The sequence below is a fragment of the Paraburkholderia sp. SECH4 genome (assembly GCF_030511745.1).
GTDB classification, from domain to species: domain Bacteria; phylum Pseudomonadota; class Gammaproteobacteria; order Burkholderiales; family Burkholderiaceae; genus Paraburkholderia; species Paraburkholderia madseniana.
In genome coordinates this window covers 46734-73146 of the sequence record NZ_JALOCP010000006.1, presented here as the reverse complement: position 1 = coordinate 73146, position 26413 = coordinate 46734, and the positions used below count along the sequence as shown (strand labels likewise).

Genomic DNA, 26413 nt, shown 5'->3' with positions numbered 1-26413 from the left:
CAGTACGGTAAAACAAGAGGATTGGAAGGCGTGCCGGGTTGGGGTCGCATGACTCCGGGGCCGGAAGACGGCCGAACACCGACGGCAGCACGAAGCCGCATTGTGCATCAAACGGGGGGCGGCCGCGTGACGGGCCGGATCGGGACGCGGGTGAGTCAGCGTGCAGCAGCCGGCATCAGATTCCACTTGCGCAGGATCGCGGCGATCTGCATCGCATACTTATCACGCAGTGCCGGCGTCTCGGAGTGATACGCGCCGACCGCCTGCCAGGTATTGCCGTACTTGTTCATCTGGCGGCGCAGATGCCATGCCGCGATATAGACGTTCTTGCAAGGCTCCATCAGCGTGCCTTGCGAGATACCGTACTGCGCGAGCACGGGCAGATGGATCGAATTGATCTGCATCACGCCGTAGTCGGTCGAGCCGTTTGCGTTCTTGTGCTGCGCGTCCGGCCGATTGTGTGACTCCTGCCACGCAATTGCGCGCAGAATCAATGGGTTGACCTTCTGATACTTCGCCGCTTCGTCAAAGCAATCGGCGCGTGCCTGCCCTGCTGCGATCAGCACGGCAAGTCCTGCGGCGACGGTGACAAAGGTTCGTTTCATCAGTCAAGACGACTAAACAAATCGCAAGGGTAAGATTTGGTAAGGCCATACATCGGCCATACTTCAGTCTCTGGCAGCCGGTGAGGCGTACTGGCCGGGCTTTCGTCGGCCATCGGGGAAAACCCGTGTTGGCAAGTCACAACCAGTACCTCGAACGGCTCGTATCATACCGACAGAGTTACATGCGTCAAGTTGGCTAACCGACATAATCAAGCGTAAAACGAAGCGCTTCTGCGGTTCGGCGCACACAAGCGCGTTTGCTTTCAATTGATTGACAGTCTGCGACGGTCTTTAGAGTAATCGCACGGCGCCGTTCGTTTTGTGACAAATCCGACATGAAAAACTGTTACTGTTCCTTTTTTTCGGGCATTGGATGTCCGGCATCCAAGGCGTTGATCGCTTGTGAAGCCGGCTGGCAGACCGACAGGGCGGCGGCCTGCTCAAATGTTCGCACTGCATGACCGTTGGCGGCTGTGGCCGTCGGCATCGATCCCACATTCCATGAGAAGAAATCGTATGGCATTGCGTCGCGTCGCAACGGCGCTGCTGGTGGCTGGATTGATCACCGCGCAGACAGCACAGGCACAGGTGACACTCAACTTCGTGAACGCCGATATCGACCAGGTGGCCAAGGCGATCGGCGCGGCGACCGGCAAAACGATCATCGTCGACCCACGCGTGAAGGGTCAGCTCAACCTCGTGTCGGAAAACGCCGTGCCTGAAGATCAGGCGCTCAAGACCTTGCAATCCGCTTTGCGGATGCAGGGCTTCGCGCTGGTTCAGGACCACGGCGTGCTGAAGGTCGTACCCGAGGCCGATGCCAAGCTGCAAGGCGTGCCGACCTACGTCGGCAATACGCCGGTGGCGCGAGGCGATCAGGTGGTCACGCAGGTGTTCGTGTTGAAGAACGAGTCGGCCAATAACCTGTTGCCGGTGTTGCGTCCGCTGATCTCGCCGAACAATACCGTGGCGGCCTACCCGGCCAACAACTCGATTGTCGTGACCGATTACGCCGACAACGTGCGGCGTATCGCACAGATCATCGCGGGTGTCGATACGGCCGCCGGCCAGTCGGTAGCGGTCGTGCAGTTGAGGAACGCCAACGCGATCGACATCGCCACGCAGTTGACCAAGATGCTCGACCCGGGCGCGATCGGCAGCACCGACGCGACGCTGAAGGTGTCGATCACCGCGGACCCGCGCACCAACTCGCTGCTGATTCGCGCGTCGAACGGCGGCCGGCTAGCAGCCGCGAAGCAACTGGCGAAGGAACTCGACTCGCCGACCACCATGCCCGGCAACATGCACGTCGTGGCGCTGCGCAACGCTGACGCGACCAAGCTCGCGAAGACCTTGCGCGGGATGCTCGGTAAAGGCGGCGACACCGGCTCATCGGGTGGCTCGAACGAAGCGAATTCGTTCAACCAGAACGGTGGTGGTGGAGGTGGCTTTGGCAGCAATTCGACGGGCACGTCGGGTACGCCGCCGCTGCCGTCGGGCGGACTCAACAGCAGCTCGGGAGCGTCACCATTGGGCGGTGGCGGGGGCGGATACGGTTCGAGCGGCGGGTCGGGTTCAGCCGGCCTGCTCGGCGGCGACAAGGACAAGAGCGACGACAATCAGCCGGGCGGCATGATCCAGGCGGACTCCGCGACCAACTCGCTGATCATCACGGCGGCCGAGCCGGTGTACCGCAACCTGCGAGCGGTGATCGACCAGCTCGACGCGCGGCGCGCGCAGGTCTATATCGAGGCGCTGATCGTCGAGTTGAACTCGAACACGAACGCCAATCTCGGCATTCAGTGGCAGGTCGCGAACAATTCGATCTTTGCCGGCACCAACCTGGCGACCGGCACCGGCAACAGCATCATCAATCTGACGGCTGCGGCCGCAGCGACGGGCGCTACCGGCGGTCTCGCCGGGGCGCTCGCAACCCAGAATATCCAGCAGGGCCTCAACGTCGGCTGGATTCACAACATTTTCGGTGTGCAGGGACTCGGCGCGCTGTTGCAGGCACTTTCGCAGACGCAGGATGCGAACGTGCTGTCGACGCCTAACCTCATCACGCTCGATAACGAAGAAGCCAAAATCGTCGTCGGTACGAACGTGCCGATCCAGACGGGTTCGTATTCGAACCTCACGAGCGGCACTACCAGCAACGCATTCAATACGTTCGACCGCGTCGATGTCGGCCTGACGCTGCACATCAAACCGCAGATTACCGAGGGCGGGATTCTCAAGCTGCAGCTCTACACGGAAGACTCGGCGATCGTGAACGGCACGACCAACGCGGCGACCAATCCGGCTGGTCCCGAGTTCACCAAGCGTTCGATCCAGTCGACGGTCCTCGCCGATAACGGCGAAATCATCGTGCTGGGCGGCCTGATGCAGGACAACTACCAGGTCAGCAACAGCAAGGTGCCGTTGCTGGGCGATATTCCGTGGCTTGGCCAGTTGTTCCGTTCGGAACAGAAGACCCGCGCCAAGACGAACCTGATGGTGTTCCTGCGCCCCGTGATCATCACCGATCGCGATACCGCGCAGGCCGTGACGTCGAACCGTTACGACTACGTCCAGGGCGTGACGGGTGCGTACAAGTCGGACAACAACCTGATCAAGGACAAGGATGATCCGGTGGTTCCGCCGATGCCGATCGGCCCGAGCCAAGGTGGTTCGCCTGCGATGAATCTGTTCGATCTCGACAGGATGCGTCGTCAGCAGATGGCGCCGCCGCCGGTCACGAATGGTGGCGCTGTGCAGACGAATCCGGTCACGAATGGCGGTGCTGTGCAGACGAATCCGGTACCCACGGCACCGTCCACGGCGTCGCCTGGAGTGCAGCCGTGAGCACGCCGTCCACGCCGCCGTCAGCTCCGGGATCGTCCGCAGCGGCGCGCGTCGCTGCATCGACGCAAGCCGGGGCGATTTCGCCCGCTGTCGTGGCGGAGCATGCCGAACGCATCGCGCCGTCGGCGGTCGCCGCACGGCTCGTGCCCTACGGCTTCGCCCGAGGCGGCCAGATTCTGGTCGCGCATCAGCACGCCGATAGTCTCGAAGTCTGGATCAGCGAACGCACCAGCGATGCTGCGCTTGCCGAAGTCGCACGCAACTTCGGCGCGTTGTCCGTGGTGCGTGTGCCGGCCGACGAACTTGCGCTCGCGATCAACCAGGCTTACGCGCGCCAGGACGGCAGTGCGGCACAGGTGGTCGGCGAAGTGGAAGGTGAAGTCGATCTGTCGCGTTTGATGCAGGACATTCCCGAGATCGAGGATCTGCTCGAGTCGGAAGACGACGCGCCGATCATCCGCATGATCAACGCGCTGCTCACGCAGGCCGCACGCGAACAGGCCTCGGATATTCACATCGAGCCGTTCGAGACTTCTTCTGTGGTGCGCTTCCGTGTCGACGGCACGTTGCGCGATGTCGTGCGGCCGAAAAAAGCGCTGCACGGCGCGCTGATCTCGCGGATCAAGATCATGGCGCAGCTCGACATTGCGGAAAAGCGTCTGCCGCAGGACGGCCGGATCACGCTGCGCGTCGGCGGACGTCCGGTCGACGTGCGTGTCTCCACATTGCCGACCGGCCACGGTGAACGCGCGGTGCTGCGTCTGCTGGAAAAAGACGCCTCGCGCCTGAATCTCGAAGCGCTCGGCATGGCCCCCGACACGCTCGTCAAGTTCGACAAACTGATCGGCAAACCGCACGGCATCGTGCTGGTGACCGGCCCGACCGGCTCGGGCAAGACGACCACGCTGTACGCGTCGATGTCGCGGCTCGAGACCGCGACCACCAACATCATGACGGTCGAAGACCCGATCGAATACGACCTCTCAGGCATCGGCCAGACGCAGGTCAACGAACGGATCGGCATGACTTTCGCGCGGGCGCTGCGCTCGATTCTGCGGCAGGATCCGGACGTCATCATGATTGGCGAAATCCGCGACCTGGAAACGGCGCAGATCGCGGTGCAGGCGTCGCTCACGGGTCACCTTGTGCTGGCGACCCTCCATACGAACGATGCGGCTTCGGCCGTCACGCGTTTGACCGACATGGGCGTCGAACCCTATCTGCTGGCGTCATCGCTGCTCGGCGTGCTGGCGCAGCGGCTGGTGCGGCGCCTGTGCCCGGTATGCCGCGAAGAACGCGTCGAAGAGGACGGCAGCGTGCGCTGGCATCCGGTCGGTTGCGAGAAATGCGGCCAGTCGGGTTACGCGGGACGTCGCGGTGTCTACGAACTGCTTCTGATTGACGACGAAATCCGCACGCTGGTTCACCGCAACGCATCCGATGCGGAAATTCTCACTTCGGGCCGCGCGCAAGGCATGCGTACGCTGCGCGAAGATTCGGACCGCTGGCTCGCCTCCGGGCTGACGTCGCTCGAAGAAGTGATCCGCGTAACGGGCGGAGCATAAGCGCATGCCGGCATTTCGTTTCGAAGCGATCGATGCAGCGGGTAAAGCGCAAAAAGGCGTGCTCGACGCGGACAGCGCGCGCGGCGCGCGGACCAATCTGCGTTCGCAGGGACTGACGCCACTCGTCGTCGAACCGGCTGCGACGCGCACACGTGGTGAGCGCAACCAACGCTTGTCGCTGGGACGGCGTTTGTCGCAGCGCGAGCAGGCGATTCTCACGCGGCAACTGGCCAGCCTGCTGATTGCCGGTCTGCCGCTCGATGAAGCGTTATCGGTGTTGACCGAGCAATCGGAGCGCGACTACATCCGCGAGCTGATGGCGTCGATTCGCGCCGAAGTGCTCGGCGGCCATTCGCTCGCGAACGCGCTGACGCAGCATCCCAAAGACTTCCCCGAGATCTATCGGGCGCTGGTGGCTGCCGGTGAACATACCGGCAAGCTCGGTCTCGTCCTCTCGCGTCTGGCCGACTACATCGAGCAACGCAACGCGCTCAAGCAGAAGATCGTGCTCGCGTTCACCTACCCGGCGATCGTGACCCTCATCGCCTTCGGCATCGTCACGTTCCTGTTGAGCTACGTGGTGCCGCAAGTGGTGAACGTGTTCGCCAGCACCAAACAGCAACTGCCGATCCTCACCATCATGATGATGGCGCTGTCCGGTTTCGTGCGGCACTGGTGGTGGGCGATGCTGATCGGCGTGGTCGTGCTGGTGTATCTGGTGCGTTCGATCCTGAAACAGCCCGGCCCGCGCCTCGCTTTCGACCGGTGGCTGTTGACCGCCCCGCTGCTCGGCAAACTCGTGCGCGGCTACAACACCGTGCGCTTTGCCAGCACGCTCGGCATTCTGACGGCGGCGGGTGTGCCGATCCTGCGCGCGCTGCAAGCCGCAGCCGAAACGCTCAGCAACGTCGCGATGCGCGAGAACATCGACGATGCGATCGTGCGTGTGCGCGAAGGCACGTCCTTATCGCGTGCGCTCGGCAATACGAAGACCTTTCCGCCCGTGCTGGTTCACCTGATCCGTTCGGGTGAAGCGACCGGCGACGTGACGACCATGCTCGATCGTGCGGCCGACGGCGAAGCACGTGAGCTGGAGCGTCGCACGATGTTCCTGACGAGCCTGCTCGAGCCGTTGCTGATTCTGGCGATGGGGGGCGTGGTGCTGGTGATCGTGCTGGCGGTGATGCTGCCGATCATCGAGTTGAACAACCTGGTGCAGTAAGGCTGAAGCCAGGCAGAACGCCTGGGTCAGCGCACGTAGATGGTAGGACCTGGCGCGTTGGCCGGCAGGAACACTTCGGAATGCGCGCCATTGCGGTCGATGATGATCGAGCGGGCGCGGACTTCGGAGAGTTTGGCGCCTTGCATGAGCGCGCTGCCGAGCGATACCGCATGCGGCGGTTCGCCACCGACGCTGACGATGGCTGCGGCCCCTTCCTGCAAAGCGAGGATGCCGAACAGATGCACGTCCTGGTTGGCGCTGCGGGTGAGCTGGCCGCCGAACAGCGTGGCAGCCTGATCGGTCGACACCTGCGTATGCGCGGCGGCAGCGGGCAACGGCGCGCCGGACGTCGTGGAGATCGTGATGACCCAGTAGGTCAGCGTCGCGCAGAACACGGCGAACAGTGCGAGCGACAGAAGGCGGATTTGGATAGCGTTCATGCGCATATTGTACGGACTATTGTGAAAATTGCGTTGGGGTGCCTGGCGGTTTCCCGCAACCCTTCAAGAACATGACATTAAAATGACCGGCCGGGCGTGTTCAATGGCACCTTGATTGCCTGACGCGCGAATCCCGCCCGATCGAAATTTCACCTGAAAAGAGGTAGCAAGCTATGCAATTGTCGACCCTTCGCCGTCATGAAATCGCGGGTCCGCGCAGCGGTCGTCAACGCGGTTTCACGCTGATTGAAATCATGGTCGTGATCGCGATTCTGGGTATTCTGGCCGCGCTGATCGTGCCGAAAATCATGAGCCGTCCGGACGAAGCGCGGCGTGTCGCCGCCAAGCAGGACATCGGCACCGTGATGCAGGCGTTGAAACTCTACCGTCTCGACAACGGCCGTTATCCGACTCAGGAGCAAGGCCTGCGCGCGCTGATCGAAAAGCCGAGCACGGATCCGGCGCCGAACAACTGGAAGGACGGCGGCTACCTCGAACGTCTGCCGAACGATCCGTGGGGCAATAGCTATCAGTATTTGAACCCCGGCGTGCATGGCGAGATCGATGTGTTCAGCTATGGCGCCGATGGGAAAGCGGGAGGCGAAGGTAACGACGCCGACGTAGGGTCGTGGCAGTAGTCGAGTAGTTCATCGTTTGTGGCCGGCACAATGCGACTGTCCGCTTGCAAGTCCCGTGTGGACACTCCGTGTACGGCGTCGCTGCCGGACACGGCGTGCGCCGGCGCGCGCGTGCGCGGCGCACGTGATTTCAGTGCGGGCGGCAGGAAGCGTGCAGCGGGTTTCACGCTGCTGGAAATGATGGTGGTGCTGGTGATCGCAGGCATTCTGGTATCGCTGACCGCGCTGACGATGACTCGCAACCCGCGTACCGATCTGAACGAAGAAGCGCAGCGTCTCGCGCTGCTGTTCGAATCGGCCGGCGACGAAGCCCAGGTGCGCGCAAGGCCGATCGCGTGGCAGCCGCTCGATGGCGGTTTTCGTTTCGATCTGCGTACTGAAGACGGTTGGCGTCCGCTGCGTGACGATCTGCTTGGGCCGCGCAACTGGGAAGGTGGTGTGACCGGCGTCACGATCGATTACCCCGGATCGGACTCGCACCCGAGCCGTGTCGTGTTCGGCACTGAAGGGATCGACGTGCCCGTGCAGATCACGCTGTTTTCTGCCGCGGGGCGCGCGACGATCATCGGCACTGGCAATGGCCGCTATGAGGTGCACTGAGATGCGTCGTTGCAGGGACAGGGGCGCTCGCGAGATGGTCCACGGCGCGCAGCGCGGTTTTACGATGATCGAAGTGCTGGTGGCGCTGGCGATCATCGCGATTGCGTTGGCGGCGTCGTTGCGCGCGGTGGGGAGTCTGGCGAGCGGCGAAGCCGATTTGCATCGACGGCTGCTGGCGGGATGGAGCGCCGACAATACGCTGGCGCAACTGCATTTGACGCATGGCTGGCCGAACGTTGGCTCGACGAGCTTTGACTGCTCGCAGGGCAATTTGGAGTTGATCTGTACCGAGCATGTGACGGCGACGCCGAATCCGGTGTTTCGTCGGGTGGAAGTGACGGTGACGACGCCGGGGCGTTCCGGCAATCTCGCCCAGATGGTCACGGTGGTCGCGAATGAAAACAACCGTTCGCTCTGAGCGCCGCGGCCGATCGGGCGCGCGTGGTTTCACGCTGATCGAGTTGCTGGTCGCGATTGCGATCATGGCGGTGATTGCCGTGCTGTCGTGGCGCGGGCTGGACCAGATCATTCGTGGCCGGGAGACGATCACGAACGCGATGGAAGACGAGCGCGTCTTTGCGCAACTGTTCGACCAGATGCGGATCGACGTGCGGCAGGCCGCGTCGGATGATGAGTCTGGGCAGGCGGCCGTCTCGGTCAGCGGCAGCGTGCTGCAGATCGTACGGGAGATGGTATTGCCGGGGACGGCGCCGCGGTTGCAGGTGGTGAGGTATCGCGTGTCCGAGGGGCGCGTGGTGCGGTATGCGTCGCCGCCGCTGGGGAATGTAGGCGAGTTAAGGGGCGCGCTGCGCGGTGGTGAGGGGAATGGGTGGACGGCGGTGCCTTTGATGGGGGGCGTCGGGGCTATTTCTGCGCGGCTGTATGTGCCGAAGGTTGGCTGGACCACGCAGATGAAGGATGTGCAGAGTGCGATTACGGAGAACGATAATAATTTGAAGGTGCCCCAGTTGGGGAATGCGCCGCTGCCGCGGTCGGTGACTGGGCTGGAAGTGAGTGTTGGGGGTAAGTCGTTGGCGCGGCCTGTAACGCGGGTTTTTCTCGTCGGAGAATGAGTATGAGGTTCTCTTTTTTGTCTCCGCGACGCTCTGGGGTTTTGGGTTTTTTGTTGTCTTCGCGACGCTCTGGGTTTGGGCGCGTGCGCGCGTGCCTTTCGGTTTGGTCTTCTTTGCCTGCTTGGCGGTTTTGTCTGCACGCTTGCGGTGTTGGCCTTTCCTTGATTTGCTATCGGTCTATTAGCGTTCCCCCTGTGCGGGGGGGCACCTACTTTTCTTTGCCGCCGCAAAGAAAAGTAGGCAAAAGAAAGCGGCTCAAACCGCTAATGCTAAGTGGGCACCGTAGTTTGCTTGGGGTAGTGGTGCATCTGGAATCTGTGTTCGTGCCCCTGCATGCGCTAGTGACAAGGGCGTCATACTTCCCGTCTCGCACTGCGTGCTCGCCGGAAGAGCAATTCGACAAACCAGTGGTTCGCTTGGTTCTGCCCCACTCGCAATTGCCGCCTTTCGCTTGGGTCGCGCGTGCAACGCCGACGGCTCCCGCGACGCGGGAGCCCGCCCCCTGGTTTTCGGAATTACTCTTCGGCGCGCGCAGCGCCGCCGGAAGTATGACGCCCTTGTCACTAACGCCGAATGTGAGAGAACACAGATTCCACGGAGCCACTAGCGGTTCTGAGCTGCGGTTCCCGCTTAGCATTAGCGGTTTGAGCTGCTTTCTTTTGCCTACTTTTCTTTGCAGCCGGCAAAGAAAAGTAGGTGCCCCCCCGCACAGGGGGAACGCTAATAGACCACTAACAAATCAAGGAAAGGCCAACGCCATAAGCGCACAGACAAAAGCGCCGACTAAGCAAAAAAGCCAATCAAAGACCAACACCGTAGGCAAACACCCAAGCGCCGCGCAGGCAACCCAACGCGGAGCAGCCATCATCAGCGCCCTACTAGTAGTCGCGCTATCAGCGATATTAGTATCGGGCATGCTCTGGCGCCAGCAAGTCCAAATCCGAAGGATCGAAAACCAACGCCTCCTCTCCCAGGCGCAATGGGTCGCCCGCGGCGCGCTGGACTGGACGCGTCTGATCCTCCGCTCCGAGGGCGACACCTCGGCAGGCATCACCTACCTGGGCGGCCTATGGGGCGTCCCCATCGCCAAAACACGCCTGTCGGATTTCCTTGGACAAATAGGCGAAATCAGAGCCGAACAAGGCCAGGCAACCTATCTCTCAGGTTCAATCGAAGACGCCCAGGCGAAATTCAACCTCCGTAATCTGGTCTCGAGCCCCGCGCCGGGCGTCATGCAGATCAACACGGAGCAGATCGGCGCCTATCAGCGCCTGCTGGTATCCCTCGGCGTGAACAGCCAACTGGCAAAAAGCACCGCCGTGCAGATGCGCGCGAGCCTCGGTCAATCGGCGACACGCTTCCAGACCGTTACGTCCACTACCGGCGCGTCGACAGCTCCGATTACCGCGGGTGGCGGCGCCACGAGCGGCAGCTTCACCGACAAACCCGGTATGGAAGACGGCGACGACAACGCGGCCGTCGCGCCGCTGCAAATGACCAGCGTCGATTCGCTGTTGGATATCCCCGGCTATACGCCGGAAATGATCGCCCGCTTGCGGCCATTCGTCACCGTGCTGCCGACGGTGTCGGCGGTCAACATGAATACGGCCTCCGCCGAAGTGATCGCGGCGATCGTGCCGGGGATGAACCTGTCCGCCGCGCAGGCCTTCGTCGCGCGTCGGCAGACAGTGTTTTTCCATAATGTCAGCGATGTGCAACTCGCCTTGCGCGGCGCCGGCGTACAGTCGGTCTCGGTCGACCCGAGTGAAATGGACGTCAACACGAACTACTTTCTGATCCACGGCCGCGTGCAGCACGAACGCGCGGAAGTGGACCGCACGACCCTCGTCTATCGCGACGCATTGACTCACACTACGCGTATCGTGCGGGTACAAGACCAACTATGAATAACGCCTTTCCCAGAGAGAGTGGCCTTTGAGCACACTGATCGTCCTACTGCCGCCGCGTGATCCGGCGGTGCCATCGCAGGAATGGCAACTGCCTGAGTTGCCGTTCGTGCTGCTCGACAAGTCGGGCCGCACCCAACGCGCGGGCCGCTCGGCGCTCGCGCTGCTGCCGCGCGCTGCGTCGACGGTGCTGATGGTCGCCGCCCGCGACCTGCTGATGATGCCCGCCAAGCTGCCGCCCTTGCGCGGCCCGAGGTTGCGTCAGGCGCTGCCGAATGTCGTCGAGGATCAGCTGATCCAGGACCCGCAAACCTGTCACATCGCCGTCGATCCGCAACCGATCGCGGGCGGCCGGCAGTTGCTCGCGATCATCGACCGCGGCTGGTTCCGCTTCATCTGCGAGGCCTTTGCCTCCGCCGGCCACCGCAGCGTGCGCGCTGTGCCGGTTACGCGCTGTCTGCCGCAAGCCGTCGCGCTCGACACGCCCGCCGAAGTCGCGGAAATGGTCAACGCAGGCGAGCCGGTCATGGCGGGCTCGGCGAGCGTGGCAACGTCGCTGCCGGGCGTGGCGCCGGTGATGGCGCCTGGCGTCGCGTCGGTCGTGCCGATGGTGGCGGCCGTGCTCGGCGCCGTCGCCCAGACCGCGCCCGCATTGCTGCTCGGGAGTGCGGTCGAAAGCGCGCCGCTCAGTGGTACGCCGCGCGTCGAGCTGGCTATCGCGCGCGGCGTGCAAGGCGAAGGGCTGGCGGTGCCGGCTAACGCCGTGAACGCGACGCTCAGCGCGCTCGCCGGCGCGGCGCCAATTTCGCTGTACATGCTGACGGAAGTGCCCGGCAACGAGCCGAGTCTCGCAGCAGCCAGCCCGGCGAAGCTCGCGGCTCATATCCATGGGGCCAGCCCGCTGCCGTTCGAGCAACTCGCCCGCCGCGCGCTGGAGTGCCGCTTCGACCTGTGTCAGTTCGAGTTCGCCTCGCAGCCGTGGCGGCTCGACCGTGCGACGCTGCGGCGTCTGCGCCTGCCGGTCGCGCTGGCTGTCGGCGCGCTGGTGATCGCGATTATCGGCGCGAACGTGCAGTGGCTGATGCTCGCGCGTCAGCGCGACGCGATCAACACGCAGATGACCGAGCTGCTCCTCAACGCCTTCCCCAAGACGACGGTCGTGCTCGATGCGCCCGATCAGATGTCGCGGCAGTTGCAACAGTTGCGGGTGGCGGCGGGTGAGTTGTCGCCGGACGATTTCCTATCGCTCGCCGATGGCCTCGCGCGTTCGTTGGCGCCGGTGCCGGTCAACGGTATCGCCGCGCTCGACTATCACGACCGGCGGCTCGATGTGACCTTCAAGCCCGAGGTGAAACTCGATCCCGATTTCGCCAAACGTCTCGCGCGCAACGGCCTGACCGGCGCGATCGACAGCAATACCGGCAAGTGGACCATCAGGAACGGACAATGAAAGCTGAACTCGCCCAAAGCTGGGCTGGATTCTGGGACCAGCGCACCGAACGCGAAAAAACGCTGCTGGCATGGGGCGGCGGGGTGCTGGCCGTGGTGATCGCGTGGTCGGTGCTGTGGGCGCCGGCGCACGATGGCCGCGCGCATCTGCGTGAATCGCTGCCAACCTTGCAGCGTCAGTTGGCGCAGATGACTGCGCAGGCGAACGAAGCGCGCCAGCTCTCCGCTGCGGCTCAAGGTGTCGCGCCGACCGGCGCGGCGCTGAAGGACGCGCTCACCGCCTCGCTCGGCGATCATGGCCTTGCCGCGACCCAGGTCCAGGTGATCGGCAACATCGTGCAGATCCAGATGAAGAACGTGGCGTTCCCGGCGTGGACGAGCTGGGTCGACGATGCGCGCAAGCAGTTCAAGGTGCAGGTCGCCGAGGCGCACGTGACCGCGCTCAAGGAAGACGGCCAGGTGGATCTAACGGCGTCGATGCAGCCATCTACCGCGAAATGACCGCGCCGTTACAGGATTTCGCATGACTTACTGGATGCGGCGCCTGCGCGTCGCGCTACCCTGGCTGGCGGTCGCGGTGCTGGCGAACGCAGTCGTGATGCTCACGTTGTTGCCGGCCGCCTGGATTACGCCGCAGTTCGCCAGACAAACCCATGGCCACGTCAATCTCGTCAATCCGTCCGGTTCGCTGTGGCACGGCTCGGCCACGCTGATGCTCGCCGCCGGTTCCGACATGAGCGCGGCGACCCTGCTGCCGGGGCGGATCGAATGGCGCACGGCGTTCTGGCCGCTCTTCACCGGCCGTGTGCGGATGACCATGCGGCACAGCGAAGCGATGCCCGACCCGATCACCGTCGATGCGACCCTGCGCAGCGCGACCATTACGCCGGGTGCGATGGCGGTGCCGGCTTCGCTGCTGAGCGGCCTCGGCGCGCCGTTCAATACGCTCGATCTGCAAGGCGACGTGCGCCTCGCATGGTCCGATTGGCGCAGTTTCAATCAGGAAGCGTTCGGCCAGTTGACCGTGACCCTGAACGATGTCAGTTCGCGCGTCTCGCTGGTCAAGCCACTGGGTTCTTACCGGCTGTTGTTCCAGGCGCAGGGTGCGTCGTCCACGCTGGATCTGACGACCCTGAAGGGGCCACTGATGCTGACTGGCAATGGCACGGTGTCAGCCGCCTCGACATCGTTTCGAGGGACGGCCAGCGCCGCCCCGGAAGCGCGCGACAACCTCGCGGGACTGCTGAATCTGTTGGGCCGGCCAAGCGGACCGGATACGGTCGCGTTGACGTTCGCGCACTGAGGCGCCGGTTGCAAGAAAAAGAGGCATGGCTGCATTGCGCGGCTATGCCTCTTTTGCTTTGACTTTACGAGTCCCGTGCCTAGTTGCTCTGCGCCGATTGCGGCGCGGCTCCGCTTTGTGCCACCGGCGTCGCCGACGCTGCCGGCTGCGGCGCGGGCGCCGCCATGTCGCCCGTTTCGCGGTTCATTTGCGACGCGTCCCAGCCGCCGCCAAGCGCCTTCACCAGACCCACCGACGACACCATGCGCTGCCCGGCGATGTTCTCCAGCTTCTGCTCAGCCAGGAAGGCCGTGGTCTGCGCGGTCAGCACGTTGACGTAGCCGACCGTACCCGCCTTGTATTCGTTCGTGACGATGGCCAGCGCCTGACGCGCTGAATCCACCGCTTGCTGCTGCACGACGATTTCCTGTTCGAGGATGCGCTGCGAGGCGAGATTGTCCTCGACGTCCTGGAACGCGGCCAGAATCGTTTGACGGTACGCCGCGACGTTCTGGTCGTAGGCAGCGCGTGCGGCTTCAGTCTTTGCCTCTCGCAGGCCGGCGTCGAAGATCGTGGCGGCGAGTTGCGGGCCGAGCGTCCAGAAGCGCGACGGCGCGGTCAGCAATTGCGAGAACACCGAACTCTGGAAGCCACCCGTGGCCGACAGCGTCAGCGTCGGGAAGAACGCGGCGATCGCGACGCCGATCTGTTCGTTCGCCGCCGCCGCCTTGCGCTCAGCCGATGCGATATCCGGGCGCCGCTCGAGTAGCGCCGACGGCATCTGCTCGGGCACGGCGGGCGGCGTGGCGGTGAGCGGCATCGGCGGAATCGAGAAGGTCGAGGCCGGCTCGCCGACGAGTACGGCGATCGCGTGCTCGTCCTGCGCGCGCTGCACACCGTTGTCGATCGCGGCCGCCTGGGCCGATTGCAACTGCGTTTGCGCCTGGATCACGTCCGAGCGCGCGGCGACGCCGGCCGCGTACTGGTTCTGCGTGAGTTGCAGTGACTGCTGATAGGCCGCGACGGTGTCGTCGAGCAGCTTCTGGGTGGAGTCGAGCGAGCGCAGCGAGAAATAGGTTTGCGCGAGCGTAGCCTGGGCCGACAGCCGCGCATTCGCCAGATCGGCGGCGGCGCCCTGCTGACCGGCTTTCTGCGAATTGACCGAACGCGTGACCGAGCCCCACAGGTCCGGCTCCCAGCTTGCGTCGAGTTGCGCGTTGAAGCTGTTGCTGACGCTGGAGCGGGTTGAGTTGCCACTGGACGACGAACCGTTGCCTGAGCGCGTGGCGCCTGCCGATGCACCGATGGTCGGGAAATATGCCGCGCGTGCTTCGCCCACCAGCGCACGTGCCTGGCGATAGGCGGCTGCAAATTGGGCGACGGTCTGGTTCGACGCGTTCAGTTGGTCTTCGAGCGCGTTGAGTTGCGGGTCCTGGTAGATAGTCCACCAGTCGCCGCGGTCGTGCTGATCGGCCGGCTGGGCGACTTTCCAGCCGGGCGCGGCTTCCTTGTAGGACGCGGGGATCTCGGCCGCGGGCCGCTTGTAGTCGGGGCCGACCACGCAACCAGCCAGCACGGTGGCGAGGGCCGCGGCTACCGCGATAGTCAGGGCGCGGGGCGCAAGCGTCCGCGCGCGCGAGATTCGTTCAAACTGCATGCAATGGATTCCTTCTGGACGCCGCAGTGCGGCCGATGGCTGCACTGCCGACCGGGCGAGATCATGGCTCTGCCGGGATGTTAGCGTATGGGACCGCTTGGGCGCGGGAAACTGAAAGGGTAATGCGGGGGGAGGCGGAGGTGTGTTACTTAGCGTGTCGGGATGGTTACGTGCTGTTACCGGCCTGGCTGCCTTTGGCGACGGAAACGCGCCGCGCAGGCAACAAAGGCCGGTTCCACGACTAGAGAGTCAAACTCGCGAATCCGATGACGTGGGTTGCCGGGCCTGCTTGCCAGCCGCAGCCCGGCACGGCGCGCCTGAGCGTGCCGGGCAAGGGCCAACCGGGCTTGCAGCAGCGGCAGCGGTCGCGACGACACTCCCCGCCGCAATGACGGACCCCACCGGTTCCACCGGGACGACTTGGGTCCCCTTCTGCCCTCGCCGATGCTCCACCCACGCCAACATCGCGACTCCCACTGATCCACCGGGCAGGACGAACAGCACGGCGAACAACGCCAGCTTCCACCAGCGATGCGGACCTTGAAAGCTGCTCAACGCGGAATCGGTCAGGGAGCGGCTCAAGCCGCCAAGGGTGTTTTTGAGGTACAGCATCGGGGAAATCCTTTTGGCACGGCGCCATTGCGGCGTGCAGACAATCGGTCAGAACATGGTCTCGGGTGGCGCGGGTCGCGCGTAACTCGTTGCCTATAATAATATTGACTATGCAATTAAATTTCAAGATACTTTGCTTCGCGCGCTGTCGCGGTGTTGTTTTTTGCGCCGTTGGCACGACGCGAAATGAAATTTGACTTGTCTGCTTAGGCAGCTAGAATCCGTTCTGCTTGACGATGTTCCCGGATACACGATGCCCGACGGCCCTTACAACGCGGACGAGATTCACCTCGAATCGAGTCTCGGCTATTACCTGACGAAAGCGCGAAACGTGCTTGTCGAGCGGATGGACCGTGCGGTCAAACCGTTAGGACTGACCGCCCAGCAAATCGGCGTGATTCTGGTGTTATCCGCGCAGCGCGCGAGCACGCCGTTCGAGTTGTCGCGCGTCATGTCATACGACAGCGGATCCATGACGCGTCTGCTCGATCGCCTTGAAAAGAAAGGCTTTATCGTGCGCACGCGCAGCGACGCCGACCGCCGGATGGTCAAGCTGGAGCTGACGCCGCAGGGCCACGAAGCGGCGCGGCAATTGCCCAGTCTGGGAGCCGCCGTGCTGAACGAGCAGTTGCGCGGATTTTCCGCCGCCGACCACGCCACTCTGCTCGACCTGCTCGGCCGTTTCATTGCGAACGGGATCGATGAGGGAGGAAGCGCATGTTGCGGCCTCGGACCATCGCAGGACTCGCTGGAAGACTCACCCGAAGAACCTCCGCCAGGTCACGGCGGGCAGTAACCAAGAGGCGCTTTTGAAAGCGCCGTCGTTTGAAAATGTCTGTCTGGGCAGAGGGTGATCCGGCATGTAAGCGCGCCACTTGAAGGGGGCGATAAAGCTGCCGCGACAAGCTTTCCCGGCTGAGGAGAAACACACATGGCTGCCACGGCTCCCGCCGAAGCCCTACCCGCCGCCGAACCCACTCCGCTCAAAGGCGGGGTGCTGGCGTTGCTTACCGTCGGTCTCGCGCTCGGCACGTTCATGGAAGTGCTCGACACCTCGATCGCGAACGTCGCCGTGCCGACCATTTCCGGCAGCCTCGGCGTGGCGACCAGTCAGGGCACCTGGGTCATCTCGTCGTATTCCGTGGCCTCGGCGATCGCGGTGCCGTTGACCGGGTGGCTGGCGCGGCGCGTCGGCGAGGTGCGGTTGTTCACGCTGTCCGTTCTGCTTTTCACGATCGCCTCGGCGCTGTGCGGCTTCGCGCACAACTTCGAGTCGCTGATCGCGTTCCGGCTCCTGCAAGGGCTGGTCTCGGGGCCGATGGTCCCGCTTTCGCAGACGATTCTGATGCGCTCGTACCCACCGGAAAAGCGCGGGCTTGCGCTCGGCCTTTGGGCCATGACCGTGATTTGCGCGCCGATTTTCGGGCCCGTGATGGGCGGCTATATCACCGACAACTACACGTGGCCGTGGATCTTCTACATCAACGTGCCGATCGGGTTGTTCTCGGCGGTGTGCGCGTTCCTGCTGCTGCGTGGCCGCGAAACCAAGGTCACCAAACAGCGCATCGATGCGGTCGGCCTCACGCTGCTCGTGATCGGCGTGTCGTGCCTGCAGATGGTGCTCGACCTCGGTAAGGATCGCGACTGGTTCAACTCGACGTTTATCATCACGCTGGCCATTATCGCGGTGGTGTCGATTGCGTTCCTGCTGGTGTGGGAGATGACGGACAAGGAACCTGTTGTCGATCTTTCGCTGTTCAAGGATCGTAACTTCGCACTCGGCGTGGTGATCATTTCATTCGGGTTTATGGCGTTCTTCGGGTCAGTGGTGATTTTCCCGCTCTGGCTGCAGACAGTGATGGGGTATACCGCCGGGCTTGCCGGCTTGGCGACGGCGCCGGTCGGCATTCTCGCGCTGTTTTTGTCGCCGATGATCGGCAAGAACATGCATCGGCTGAACCTGCGTGTGGTGGCGAGTTTTGCGTTCATCGTGTTTGCGTTTGTGTCGTTCTGGAATTCGACTTTTACGCTCGATGTGCCGTTCAATCATGTGATCTGGCCGCGGTTGGTGCAGGGTATTGGCGTTGCCTGTTTCTTTGTGCCGATGACTACTATTACGCTGTCCAGCGTGTCGGATGAGCGGCTTGCTAGTGCTTCCGGGTTGTCGAACTTTTTTCGGACTTTGTCTGGGGCGATTGGGACGGCTATTAGTACGACGTACTGGGAAAATGACACTATCTATCATCATGCGATGTTGACTGATTCTGTTAACGTTTATGCGGCTAATACGAATGCCTATACCAACGCGTTGGGGAGTCTCGGGCTTTCTGGTGATAGCCTCACCGCTCAGTTGAATCAGGTTGTTACTGCGCAGGCTTATATGATGGCCACTAATGACTTTTTTCGTATTTCTTGTGCGGCGTTTCTTGTGCTTGCTGTGCTTGTTTGGGTTACTAAGCCCAGGAAGGGGGTTGGGCCTTCTATGGGGCACTGAGGGTTTTTTTTGCCTTCGGCGGTGGTGGTTTTTTTGTTGGGTTGTTGGTGTGGTTGAGCTCTGTGTTTGTGCTCCTGGGGCGTTGGCCTTTCCTTGAATTGTTAGTGGTCTATTAGCGTTGCCCCTGTGCGGGGCGGCACCTACTTTTCTTTGCCGGCTGCAAAGAAAAGTAGGCAAAAGAAAGCAGCTCAAACCGCTAATGCTAAGCGGGGCCTGCGGTCTGCTGCGGGTAGTGGTGCATCTGGAATCTGTGTTCGTGCACCGGCATACGCCAGTGACAAGGGCGTCATTCTTCCGGCGGCGCTGCGCGCGCCGAAGAGTACTTCTTAAAACCACTCGTGATGCTTTTGCGTTGTCGGGTGGTAGCGTCGGATTTCTTGTGTGCAAAGCCGATCGGATTGTTCTACACGCGGTGTCTGGTGCAGCGATCCTCGTAGAGGATCGCGAACTGGTTCGTTGCTGACTGCGTTGCCGCTTTTTCCTCTCCTACTGCGTTATCGCTTCCCCGCTCGTTCCCGGGACCGATTGTCCCTGCAATGCATCGGGGTGCATCGCCGTTGGTGCTGGTTGCGATGGTTTTGTGTCGCTCTGCGGCGCGCCCGGCGTGTTGCCTCGTACGTATTGCTTGAAGTCGGCGCCCGCCTCCCATGGGTTTGGTTTGCAACCCATTGAGCCGTCGCAATGCGCTGCGAAACCTATCGTTGCTGTGCCGTCCGGGTTTGGGGTCCGCGTTATCTGGTACGCCAGCGCGCGCTTGCCGCCGTCCGGGCCCGATGTCTGGATCAACGTGTCAGTCGAAGACTCGATCTTGTACGTCGAATGGCCCGCTACCCACGTCTGCGCTCGCTGCCACCAGATATCACACTCGGCCTTGCTCGAACACGTCAACGGCGTCGTCGCGATCTGCATCACGTCTGGGTCCACCTGCCCCTGCGTCGAACACCCCGCCGCCACTATGCACACTACGGCCAACAGACCTTTTTTCATCGCCTTGAAGCCTCCCGCTCTGGAGCGTGTCGTCTAAGTTGGACCGCATCCCCGGCACGGTGTTTCATGTCCATTTGCGAATGGCTAAACGAACGGCGATTTTGCCGATACAGTTGGGCCGACGGCGGCGCTTTGCGTAGACGTTACCTGTGCCCAATAAAAAGCGGCCCGCCAAGGCCGCTTCGTGCTTCGCAAATGAAAATGCCGCTCAGCGTTAACTGAACGGCATTAGTCCCCAGGCTGCTTTTTCCGGCGCGCTGCCTACGTTCGTCGTCGTTTAGACGCTAAACCGGTTCAACGTGTACGCCCTGTAGGCCGCGACGAATGCGTCGAATGAAGCCACCTCTTCTCGCTCAAGCTTGGCCTGCTCTGCAAGCGATTGCGTAGCGAGGTCGGCGAATTCTTTCGTCTGCGCGGCATCCAGCGGGCGCGCGCGGAAATAGGCGGCGTGCGCTTCGCTTTGCTCGAGGCCAAAGGTGAGGAAGCTCTGCTGCTTGTCGCGCATCGTCTGTAATACGCGTGCAGACGGTGTCAGCGAGACATCCGCCAGTTTTGCCCGTTGAACCGCCACGGCGCGTGCGTGTGAGTCGCCGCCATGCAGCGCGTCGAGTGTTGCCGCGGCTGCGTCGATCTTGACCAGTAGTTCGTTCGCCCAATCTGTCATCGCGATCGGGTTGCCGTCGCGCGTCAGTTCGAGGCCCGGTTTGCGGCCTTCCATCGTCACGCGGCCGAAGTTCTGATTGGCCTCCGCGTACGCGTCCGGCGGCAGCGGTGCGCTGTCGTCGAGCGCGCAGACCAGCAGGTAGGCGTCCAGAAAACGCGACGTCCCCAGTGAAATGCCGGTCGGCTCGAAGGGATCGATGTCCATGCAGCGCACTTCGACGTATTGCACGCCGCGGGCAGCCAGCGCATGCAGCGGCCGCTCGCCGGGATGCGTGACGCGCTTCGGGCGGATCGTCGAATAAAACTCGTTTTCGATCTGCAGCACGTTCGTGTTGATCTGCACCCACTCGCCGTCGCGCTGCGTGCCGATCGCTTCATACGCGGGATACGGCTGGCTCACGGCCTTTGCGAGCGCGTCGAGGTAGCCCGGCAACGTGTCGTAGTCAGCGTGCAGCGCGGCTTGCGCCGTGGTGTTCGAGTAGCCGAGGTCGCTCATGCGCAAGCTGGTCGCGTACGGGCGATACAGCGTGTCGGTGTCGAAGGTTTCGAGCGTGTGTTGGCGATCGCGCAGGAAGCGGCGATCCAGTGCCGGCGATGCGCCGAACAGGTACATCAGCAGCCAGTTGGTGCGGCGGAAATTGCGGATCAGCGCGAGGTAACGGTCGGACTGGAAATCGACGGCGTTTGCCGTGGATTGCTGGTCGGCATGCAACGCCCGCCACACTTCTTCGTTCAGCGAATAGTTGTAGTGGATGCCCGCAATGCACTGCATCGTGCGGCCGTAACGGAGCGCGAGGCCAATGCGGTACACGTACTTCAGTTTGCCGATATTCGACGTGCCGTAATGCGCGATCGGAATGCCTTCGTCCGTTTCAGGCAGCAGGCCCGGCATCGAGTTGTTCCACAAGATCTCGTCGCCGAGTTCGGCGTAGACGAAACGGTGCAGCGTATCGAGCTTCTCGAGCGTGATCGCGACGTCGTGTTCAGCCGGCGTGATCAGTTCGAGCAGCGCTTCGGAATAGTCGGTGGTGAGCGACGGATGCGTGAGCGCCGAGCCGAGCGCGCGCGAATGCGGCGTCATGGCGAGCTTGCCGTCGTGCGTTACGCGCAAGCTTTCCCTTTCGATGCCGCGCAGGCCGCGTATCAGCGCGTCGCGCTGTGGGCCTGTGGTCAGCACGGACAGGCGGTGCGAGAACGCGTCGTTCGTGCGGGAAGGTGTCGTGTTTGGCATTGATGCGAGTCGGGCGTTGTCGGCCGCCATGTGCCGCTTCACTGCTTAGGTGCAGCACTGCGCGGTTGACAACGTTCGGCGGAATTTTCGAGTAGCGGGCACTTTAACATCTCGCCACGACGGCTGCTTGAGGCCGCTTCGGACGGCCTTCCGACGACACAACCTGGCCTGATTTCAGCACGGTTCAGCACGAAAGGGGCTGCCCTGCGCCTTACGCTACCCTTCACGCGCCCGACGCGCGATTCGCGTGGCGTCGTCCGAGTGCTGCCGCCGAGCTAGCCGCCTGCCCACGGTCCGTCGGTTCCGTGCGGCCCTCCTCCCGGACCGCCACACGATCTCAGCCGCCGCGCGCTGCGCCGGCCCGATCCGCCACCTCGTTCCACAGGTGCATCGCCGCGTACGCGCGCCATGGCCGCCATGTGTCGGTGCGGGTGCGTTGCTGCGTGGGCCGCACGAGCGCCGGATCGCGCGCGCAGATCGACTGCATCAGCACGAGGTCCCAAGCAGGCCAGGCGTCGGCATCACGCCATGCACGCATCGCCACATACTCGACTGTCCATGGCCCGATGCCAGGCAGTGCGAGCAAGGCTGTGCGCAGGCTGTCGGCATCGGCGACGTTGCTGTCGAGCGGCACGTCGCCCGAAGCGACCGCCTGCGCAAACCCTTGCAACGCCGCTACGCGTTTACCCGGCATGCCGATCTTTTCCAGATCCACCGCCGCGAGCGCGGCGGGTGTCGGAAAGCGCCACGCGGTGTTCTCATGCGGATGACCCTCGATGCGCTCGCCGGCACGCTGCACCAATCGTCCGATGATGGTGGTCGCCGCCTTCACGCTGACCTGCTGCCCGACGATCGCGCGCACCACCAGCTCGAAGCCCGACCACGCGCCCGGTACGCGCAATCCCGGCACGGCTTCGATCAACGGCGCGAGCCATGGGTCGGCGGCCAGTTCAGTGCCGATTTTCTTCGGGTCGGCGTGCAGGTCGAACATCCTCGCGATCGGCGCGGCGAGCGCGTCGGCGTGACGGCTCGCAGGACCGTCGATGTTCGCAACGATGCAGCGCTTGCGCGGATGCAGGCGCACGGTCAGCGTGCCACTGTCGCCGGCCCAATCGATCGCGCGGCGATAGGCGCCGTCTTCGACGGCTTCGACGCCGGGCGTCGCGCGTCCGCCGAAAAAGCGCAGCAGACGCGGCCAGTCGAAGGGTGGTTTGAAGGGCAGTTCGAGTGTTGCGACGTCGTCAAGCGTGCTCACGCGGCATGGTCCAGGTTGGTGGTGGTTGCGATGGCCGCGTGGTCGCGGCGGTTGGGTTCGTCGCGCGAAACGTCGCCTGCGTGCTGGGCTTCGTTATCGAGCAGTGCAGCCTTGCGCGGCAGGCCCCAGCGGTATCCCGCCAGCGCCCCGCCCTTCTGCACGACCCGATGACACGGAATCGCCAGCGCGACCGGATTCGTCGCGCACGCGCTCGCCACTGCGCGCACGGCCCGGGGTGAGCCGACCGCTTCCGCAATTTGCGAATAGCTGCGCGTCTCACCGTAGGGAATGCGCCGCAGCGCGTCCCATACACGTTGCCGGAACGCGGTGGCGGCGATATCCAGCGGCAGATCGAAGTCCTGGCGGGTGCCGCGCAGATACGCGTCGATCTGGGCGATGAACGGTGCGAGCCGCGCTGCGTCTTCGACCAGTTCGGCGTTGGCGAACTCGCCGCGCAGATCCTCGACGAGCATTGCGGCATCGTCGCCGAAACCGATTTTGCAGATGCCTTTGTCGGTTGCCGCGATCAGCACGAAGCCGAGCGAGGTCGAAGCGCTGGCGTAGCGCACGGTAAGCCCGGCGCCTTTACGGCGAAACGCGGATGGCGCCATGCCCAATTCGGCTGAAGCGCTGTCGTACATCCGCGATGGCGAGCCGAAGCCGGCGTCGAGCGTAGCGCGCGTCACGTCCGACCCGCTCTGCAGCGCATCGCGCAACGCGGCGCCGCGTTGCGCGGCCTGATACTGACGCGGCGAGACGCCGACCACGCGCTTGAACAGACGCTGCAAATGGAACGGGCTGACGTGCACCGCGTCGCTTAGCTGCGCGAGCGTGAGGCGTTGCTGCGGATCGGCATCCAGCGCGGCGCAGGCGCGATTGACGATCTCCAGCTCGCGCGGCAGGCCGCCGGGCTGGCAACGCTTGCAATCGCGATAGCCCGCGGCGCGCGCGGCGTTTGCGTCGGCAAAGAACGCGACGTTTTCGCGGCGCGGCTGGCGCGACGCGCACGACGGGCGGCAGAACACGCCCGTCGTTTTGACGGCGTAGAAGAACGCGCCATCGGCCTGCGGCTCGCGGCGGGTGACGGCTTCCCAACGTTCGGCGTCTGTGGCCCAGCGCGGCGTGCTGACGGCGGCTTCGTTGCTGGTCTCGGTAAGATCGGTGCGGTTCATGATGGTCCCGGAAAGGCGGTGTCGATGCTCACCAATGTAGGCCGCATGCCGACACACTACGCCCCGGTTCTTGCTCTGTCATTGCGCTTCCTCGTAGGGCCGGAAGCCCCGCCGGTCGCCCGTTTCGCCTCAAACTGCGACAATTTGGCCCGATATCGGGTTTTCCCTTAAAAAGTTATTGCGTCGCATCAACCCCATGTGTATATTAGTACCTGTCTCCTCCATGTCTCCTCCTGATATGGATTCAGCCCGCTCCACATAGAGCGGGCTTTTTTTCGTCTGAACATTTTTGATCTGCCCCTCGTGGCGGGTTCATCGCCCGCTCTCGCGGCGCCGTCCTTTCTCCTACACTGGTGGCTGTTCATCCGTTCTGCGAGCAAGCCTTGGGGGCGTTCGATATGAAAATCCACATTCGCGAGATCGATCACATCGTCATTCGGGCGTCGAACGTTCCGCAGATGACGCGCTTTTACTGCGAGGTGCTCGGTTGCAGCGTCGAGAAGGAGCAGCCCGATCTGGGTCTGACGCAGTTGCGCGCGGGGCGCTCGCTGATCGACCTGCTAAAGGTCGGCGCCAAGCTCGATCACCCCGAAAACGGCGTGCCGGGCGCGGGGCGGAATATGGACCACGTGTGTTTGCGGGTTGAGCCGTTCGACGCCGAGGCGCTCAAGGCGCATCTGGCCGAACACGGCGCGCGGCCCGGCGAGGCGGCTTTGCGCTATGGCGCGGATGGGTTTGGGCAATCCCTGTATCTGTTCGACCCGGAAGGCAATATGGTCGAGCTCAAAGGGCCGCCCGAAGCGTCGCGTGTGACGTCGCTGTAACGGGCGCTGCCAAGGCCTTTACCAGGCTACCAGGCGTCGGCGGGCGCCTTCAACACCGTCCACTCGATCTTCACCGCATCGGCTTCAGCGCTACCGAGCCATGCTTCGCCGTCCTGCACGGTGCATTGCAGACGCATGGTCCGTTCGGCCAGCGAGCCGAGCGCGGCGGCGACGTCTTCGCCGAGCGTCCATACCGTCACATTGCGCATGCGTTCGACCTTGCTGCGCACGCCTTGCCACCAGATGTCCGACGTGCGGCCGCCATAGGCGATCACGATCACCTCGTTCGAGCGGCCGCTGGCCTTGGCAATGCGCCGTTCGTCCGGCTGGCCGACTTCGATCCAGGTTTCGATCGCGCCGGTGAGGTCCTTCTGCCACAGGTCCGGTTCGTCGACATCCGACAAACCTTTGCAGAATTCGAGGCGTTCCTGCGCGAACAACGCGAACGCGGCGACGCGGACCATCATCCGTTCGTCGGTTTCCGAGGGATGGCGGGCGATCGTCAGGGAATGGTCGGCGTAATAGTGCCGGTCCATGTTGGCGATCTGGAGTTCCGCCTTGTAAATCGTCGATTTGAGAGCCATGCCGTTACTAAACCAGGCGCTCGCTCCACCGGAGCGAACAGAAAAAGAATCGTCGACGGCGCGTTGCCGTGTTCCGTGTTTGTTGTACATCGCGTGTTCCTCCCGAGCCGAAAAAGCCGGCTGCTGTTGCGACTATCGCAACGGGAGAAGCATTTATCGCGCCACTGTCGGCTCGAAAGCGGTGCCATACACCCCGGCAGCGGCTTCCCGTAAGGCTTCCAGCACGACGGAGGCCGCTGGCGAAAGCAGATGCGACTGGCGCGTGATGATACCGAATGTATCCATTCTGCACGGTAAATCGATCGGTACCTGCTTGAGAACACCGTACTGTTGGTACTGACGCGCCACTTCGTCAGGTAAAACCGCCAACATGTCGCTTTGAAGTAATAAGCTCGAAATCGCCAAAAAATTGTTAGTATTGACGACGTTTTGGGGCGGATTCAGTCCGATCTGCGAAAACATCAGATCAAAGCGATGGCGCAAAACGCTGCCCGGCGGGTGCAAAACCCAGCTCGCGTTGACGATTCCGCGCAGTGTCAAACTTGTTTCATTTTCGAGAGCATGGCCGGGACGCGCCACCACGCACAGCGGCTCGTCGGCGAGCGGTTCGTAGCGGACTTCCGTCTTGAACTGGTTCTGCCGCTCCAGTACCCGGCCGACCATGATGTCCAGCTCGCCTTCGGCGAGCTTCGGCAGCATCACGTCCGACGTTTCCACCTCCACCCAGATTTGCAACTGCGGATAGCGTCCCTTCACGCTGGCGATGGCGCGCGGCACCATCGTTGCGGCGGCCGCGGCGATCACGCCGATCCGCACCTGGCCGGCCAGACCGGCGCGCAGTGCCGAGATTTCATCGTGCGCGTGGCTGAGATTCGAGAGCACCATGCGCGCGTGACGGATCATCACTTCGCCATACAGGGTGGCGTGCATGCCGTGCGGCGTGCGGTCGAACAGACTCACCTCCAGCATGTCCTCCAGCTCTTTCAGGAGCCGCGACGCGGCGGGCTGGGTCATGCCGAGCACGTCGGCGGCACGCCGGACGTTGCCCTCCTCTTCCATCGCTGCGAGCAGCAGCAACTGCCGCGTCTTGAGCCGCGCCCGCACGAACCAGTTCGAGTAGCTACGCGTCATGGCCTGTCTCCCTATGCAGCTCGATGCCGTCTGTCGGACGATTTGCCGTCGTTGAGTCTCCATCATGCCATATCGAAATTGATATCGGGATGGCCGAAAAAGGGATTGGAAAGTTATTGGGGTGGCTCATACCATTCGTGGACTTTCTGAGCTTCCCCATGTGGCGCCCTCCCGT

General features: G+C 63.1%; 25 protein-coding genes. 14 read left to right on the top strand and 11 right to left on the bottom strand.

Annotation, left to right across the window (positions count from 1 at the left end; genetic code table 11):
* Positions 1-155: 155 nt before the first annotated feature.
* Both M0D67_RS11100 and M0D67_RS11095 read right to left on the bottom strand, forming a co-directional pair.
* Positions 156-605 carry a lytic transglycosylase domain-containing protein gene (locus tag M0D67_RS11100; RefSeq protein WP_093634514.1) on the bottom strand — a complete coding sequence of 150 codons (450 nt, stop codon included), beginning with the start codon at positions 603-605 and terminating at the stop codon, positions 156-158.
* 346 nt (positions 606-951) lie between these two features.
* Positions 952-1128, bottom strand: a complete 177-nt coding sequence (locus tag M0D67_RS11095) for a hypothetical protein (RefSeq protein WP_171925286.1) — start codon at positions 1126-1128, stop codon at positions 952-954.
* Here M0D67_RS11095 and gspD point away from each other — a divergent pair.
* Genes gspD through gspF form a run of 3 tightly spaced genes read left to right on the top strand, consistent with a single transcriptional unit; the run spans position 1122 to position 6239 of the window.
* Positions 1122-3452: a type II secretion system secretin GspD gene (gene gspD, locus M0D67_RS11090; RefSeq protein ID WP_154558750.1), complete on the top strand. Its 2331-nt coding sequence runs from the start codon at positions 1122-1124 to the stop codon at positions 3450-3452. The two genes, M0D67_RS11095 and gspD, sit on opposite strands and share 7 nt — an antisense overlap.
* A complete protein-coding gene (gene gspE / locus M0D67_RS11085) occupies positions 3449-5017 on the top strand; it encodes a type II secretion system ATPase GspE (RefSeq protein WP_301717709.1) in 1569 nt (522 codons plus the stop codon). The genes gspD and gspE overlap by 4 nt, the downstream gene beginning before the upstream one ends.
* A gap of 4 nt (positions 5018-5021) precedes the next feature.
* Positions 5022-6239 (top strand): type II secretion system inner membrane protein GspF, encoded by a 1218-nt coding sequence (gspF, locus tag M0D67_RS11080; RefSeq protein ID WP_093634517.1) that lies wholly within the window; start codon positions 5022-5024, stop codon positions 6237-6239.
* Between the two features lie 26 nt (positions 6240-6265).
* Here the strand turns inward: gspF and M0D67_RS11075 are convergent, their stop codons facing one another.
* Positions 6266-6679: a type II secretion system protein N gene (locus tag M0D67_RS11075; protein ID WP_154558751.1), complete on the bottom strand. Its 414-nt coding sequence runs from the start codon at positions 6677-6679 to the stop codon at positions 6266-6268.
* Positions 6680-6852: 173 nt separating this feature from the next.
* Between M0D67_RS11075 and gspG the strand changes: the two genes are divergently transcribed.
* The 8 genes from gspG to M0D67_RS11035 all read left to right on the top strand — a co-directional run bounded on the left by gspG (position 6853) and on the right by M0D67_RS11035 (position 13649).
* On the top strand, positions 6853-7317 hold the full coding sequence (gene gspG, locus M0D67_RS11070) for a type II secretion system major pseudopilin GspG (RefSeq protein WP_266238844.1): 465 nt from the start codon (positions 6853-6855) through the stop codon (positions 7315-7317).
* A 30-nt stretch (positions 7318-7347) separates the two neighbouring features.
* On the top strand, positions 7348-7917 hold the full coding sequence (locus M0D67_RS11065) for a GspH/FimT family pseudopilin (RefSeq protein WP_266238843.1): 570 nt from the start codon (positions 7348-7350) through the stop codon (positions 7915-7917).
* Between the two features lies 1 nt (position 7918).
* A complete protein-coding gene (gene gspI, locus M0D67_RS11060) occupies positions 7919-8335 on the top strand; it encodes a type II secretion system minor pseudopilin GspI (RefSeq protein ID WP_171925283.1) in 417 nt (138 codons plus the stop codon).
* The gene (locus M0D67_RS11055; RefSeq protein ID WP_266238842.1) at positions 8313-8990 is read left to right on the top strand and encodes a type II secretion system protein J; all 678 of its coding nucleotides are present in this window, start codon (positions 8313-8315) and stop codon (positions 8988-8990) included. The genes gspI and M0D67_RS11055 overlap by 23 nt, the downstream gene beginning before the upstream one ends.
* 548 nt (positions 8991-9538) lie before the next feature.
* Entirely contained in the window at positions 9539-10897 is a 1359-nt protein-coding gene (gene gspK, locus M0D67_RS11050) for a type II secretion system minor pseudopilin GspK (protein WP_266238841.1), read from the top strand.
* Between the two features lie 28 nt (positions 10898-10925).
* Positions 10926-12347: a type II secretion system protein GspL gene (gene gspL / locus M0D67_RS11045; RefSeq protein ID WP_266238840.1), complete on the top strand. Its 1422-nt coding sequence runs from the start codon at positions 10926-10928 to the stop codon at positions 12345-12347.
* The gene (locus tag M0D67_RS11040) at positions 12344-12847 is read left to right on the top strand and encodes a type II secretion system protein M (RefSeq protein ID WP_266238839.1); all 504 of its coding nucleotides are present in this window, start codon (positions 12344-12346) and stop codon (positions 12845-12847) included. The genes gspL and M0D67_RS11040 overlap by 4 nt, the downstream gene beginning before the upstream one ends.
* Positions 12848-12869: 22 nt before the next feature.
* Positions 12870-13649, top strand: coding sequence for a type II secretion system protein N (locus M0D67_RS11035; protein WP_154558757.1), 780 nt, complete (start codon positions 12870-12872; stop codon positions 13647-13649).
* A 79-nt stretch (positions 13650-13728) separates the two neighbouring features.
* Here the strand turns inward: M0D67_RS11035 and M0D67_RS11030 are convergent, their stop codons facing one another.
* On the bottom strand, positions 13729-15285 hold the full coding sequence (locus M0D67_RS11030) for an efflux transporter outer membrane subunit (RefSeq protein ID WP_154558758.1): 1557 nt from the start codon (positions 15283-15285) through the stop codon (positions 13729-13731).
* Positions 15286-15534: 249 nt separating this feature from the next.
* Complete coding sequence (locus M0D67_RS11025; protein WP_266238838.1) at positions 15535-15897, bottom strand: hypothetical protein; 363 nt, start codon at positions 15895-15897, stop codon at positions 15535-15537.
* Positions 15898-16150: 253 nt separating this feature from the next.
* On the opposite strand from M0D67_RS11025, the gene M0D67_RS11020 reads away from it, so the two are divergent.
* Positions 16151-16693, top strand: coding sequence for a MarR family winged helix-turn-helix transcriptional regulator (locus M0D67_RS11020; RefSeq protein ID WP_171925277.1), 543 nt, complete (start codon positions 16151-16153; stop codon positions 16691-16693).
* A 135-nt stretch (positions 16694-16828) separates the two neighbouring features.
* Positions 16829-18391 (top strand): DHA2 family efflux MFS transporter permease subunit, encoded by a 1563-nt coding sequence (locus M0D67_RS11015; RefSeq protein WP_171925276.1) that lies wholly within the window; start codon positions 16829-16831, stop codon positions 18389-18391.
* A gap of 486 nt (positions 18392-18877) precedes the next feature.
* Here the strand turns inward: M0D67_RS11015 and M0D67_RS11010 are convergent, their stop codons facing one another.
* From M0D67_RS11010 to ada, 4 genes are all read right to left on the bottom strand, one after another.
* Positions 18878-19378 (bottom strand): hypothetical protein, encoded by a 501-nt coding sequence (locus M0D67_RS11010; protein WP_266238837.1) that lies wholly within the window; start codon positions 19376-19378, stop codon positions 18878-18880.
* 277 nt (positions 19379-19655) lie between these two features.
* Positions 19656-21272: a glutamate--cysteine ligase gene (gshA, locus tag M0D67_RS11005; RefSeq protein ID WP_266238836.1), complete on the bottom strand. Its 1617-nt coding sequence runs from the start codon at positions 21270-21272 to the stop codon at positions 19656-19658.
* A 337-nt stretch (positions 21273-21609) separates the two neighbouring features.
* On the bottom strand, positions 21610-22527 hold the full coding sequence (locus M0D67_RS11000; protein WP_266238835.1) for a DNA-3-methyladenine glycosylase: 918 nt from the start codon (positions 22525-22527) through the stop codon (positions 21610-21612).
* On the bottom strand, positions 22524-23699 hold the full coding sequence (ada, locus tag M0D67_RS10995; protein WP_266238834.1) for a bifunctional DNA-binding transcriptional regulator/O6-methylguanine-DNA methyltransferase Ada: 1176 nt from the start codon (positions 23697-23699) through the stop codon (positions 22524-22526). The genes M0D67_RS11000 and ada overlap by 4 nt, the downstream gene beginning before the upstream one ends.
* A 398-nt stretch (positions 23700-24097) precedes the next feature.
* Between ada and M0D67_RS10990 the strand changes: the two genes are divergently transcribed.
* Positions 24098-24523: a VOC family protein gene (locus M0D67_RS10990; RefSeq protein WP_266238833.1), complete on the top strand. Its 426-nt coding sequence runs from the start codon at positions 24098-24100 to the stop codon at positions 24521-24523.
* A gap of 26 nt (positions 24524-24549) precedes the next feature.
* Here M0D67_RS10990 and M0D67_RS10985 read toward each other — a convergent pair whose 3' ends face one another.
* Together M0D67_RS10985 and M0D67_RS10980 are read right to left on the bottom strand one after the other, a co-directional pair.
* Complete coding sequence (locus tag M0D67_RS10985; RefSeq protein ID WP_154558807.1) at positions 24550-25107, bottom strand: YaeQ family protein; 558 nt, start codon at positions 25105-25107, stop codon at positions 24550-24552.
* Between the two features lie 153 nt (positions 25108-25260).
* The gene (locus M0D67_RS10980; protein ID WP_266238832.1) at positions 25261-26238 is read right to left on the bottom strand and encodes a LysR family transcriptional regulator; all 978 of its coding nucleotides are present in this window, start codon (positions 26236-26238) and stop codon (positions 25261-25263) included.
* Positions 26239-26413 lie beyond the last annotated feature (175 nt).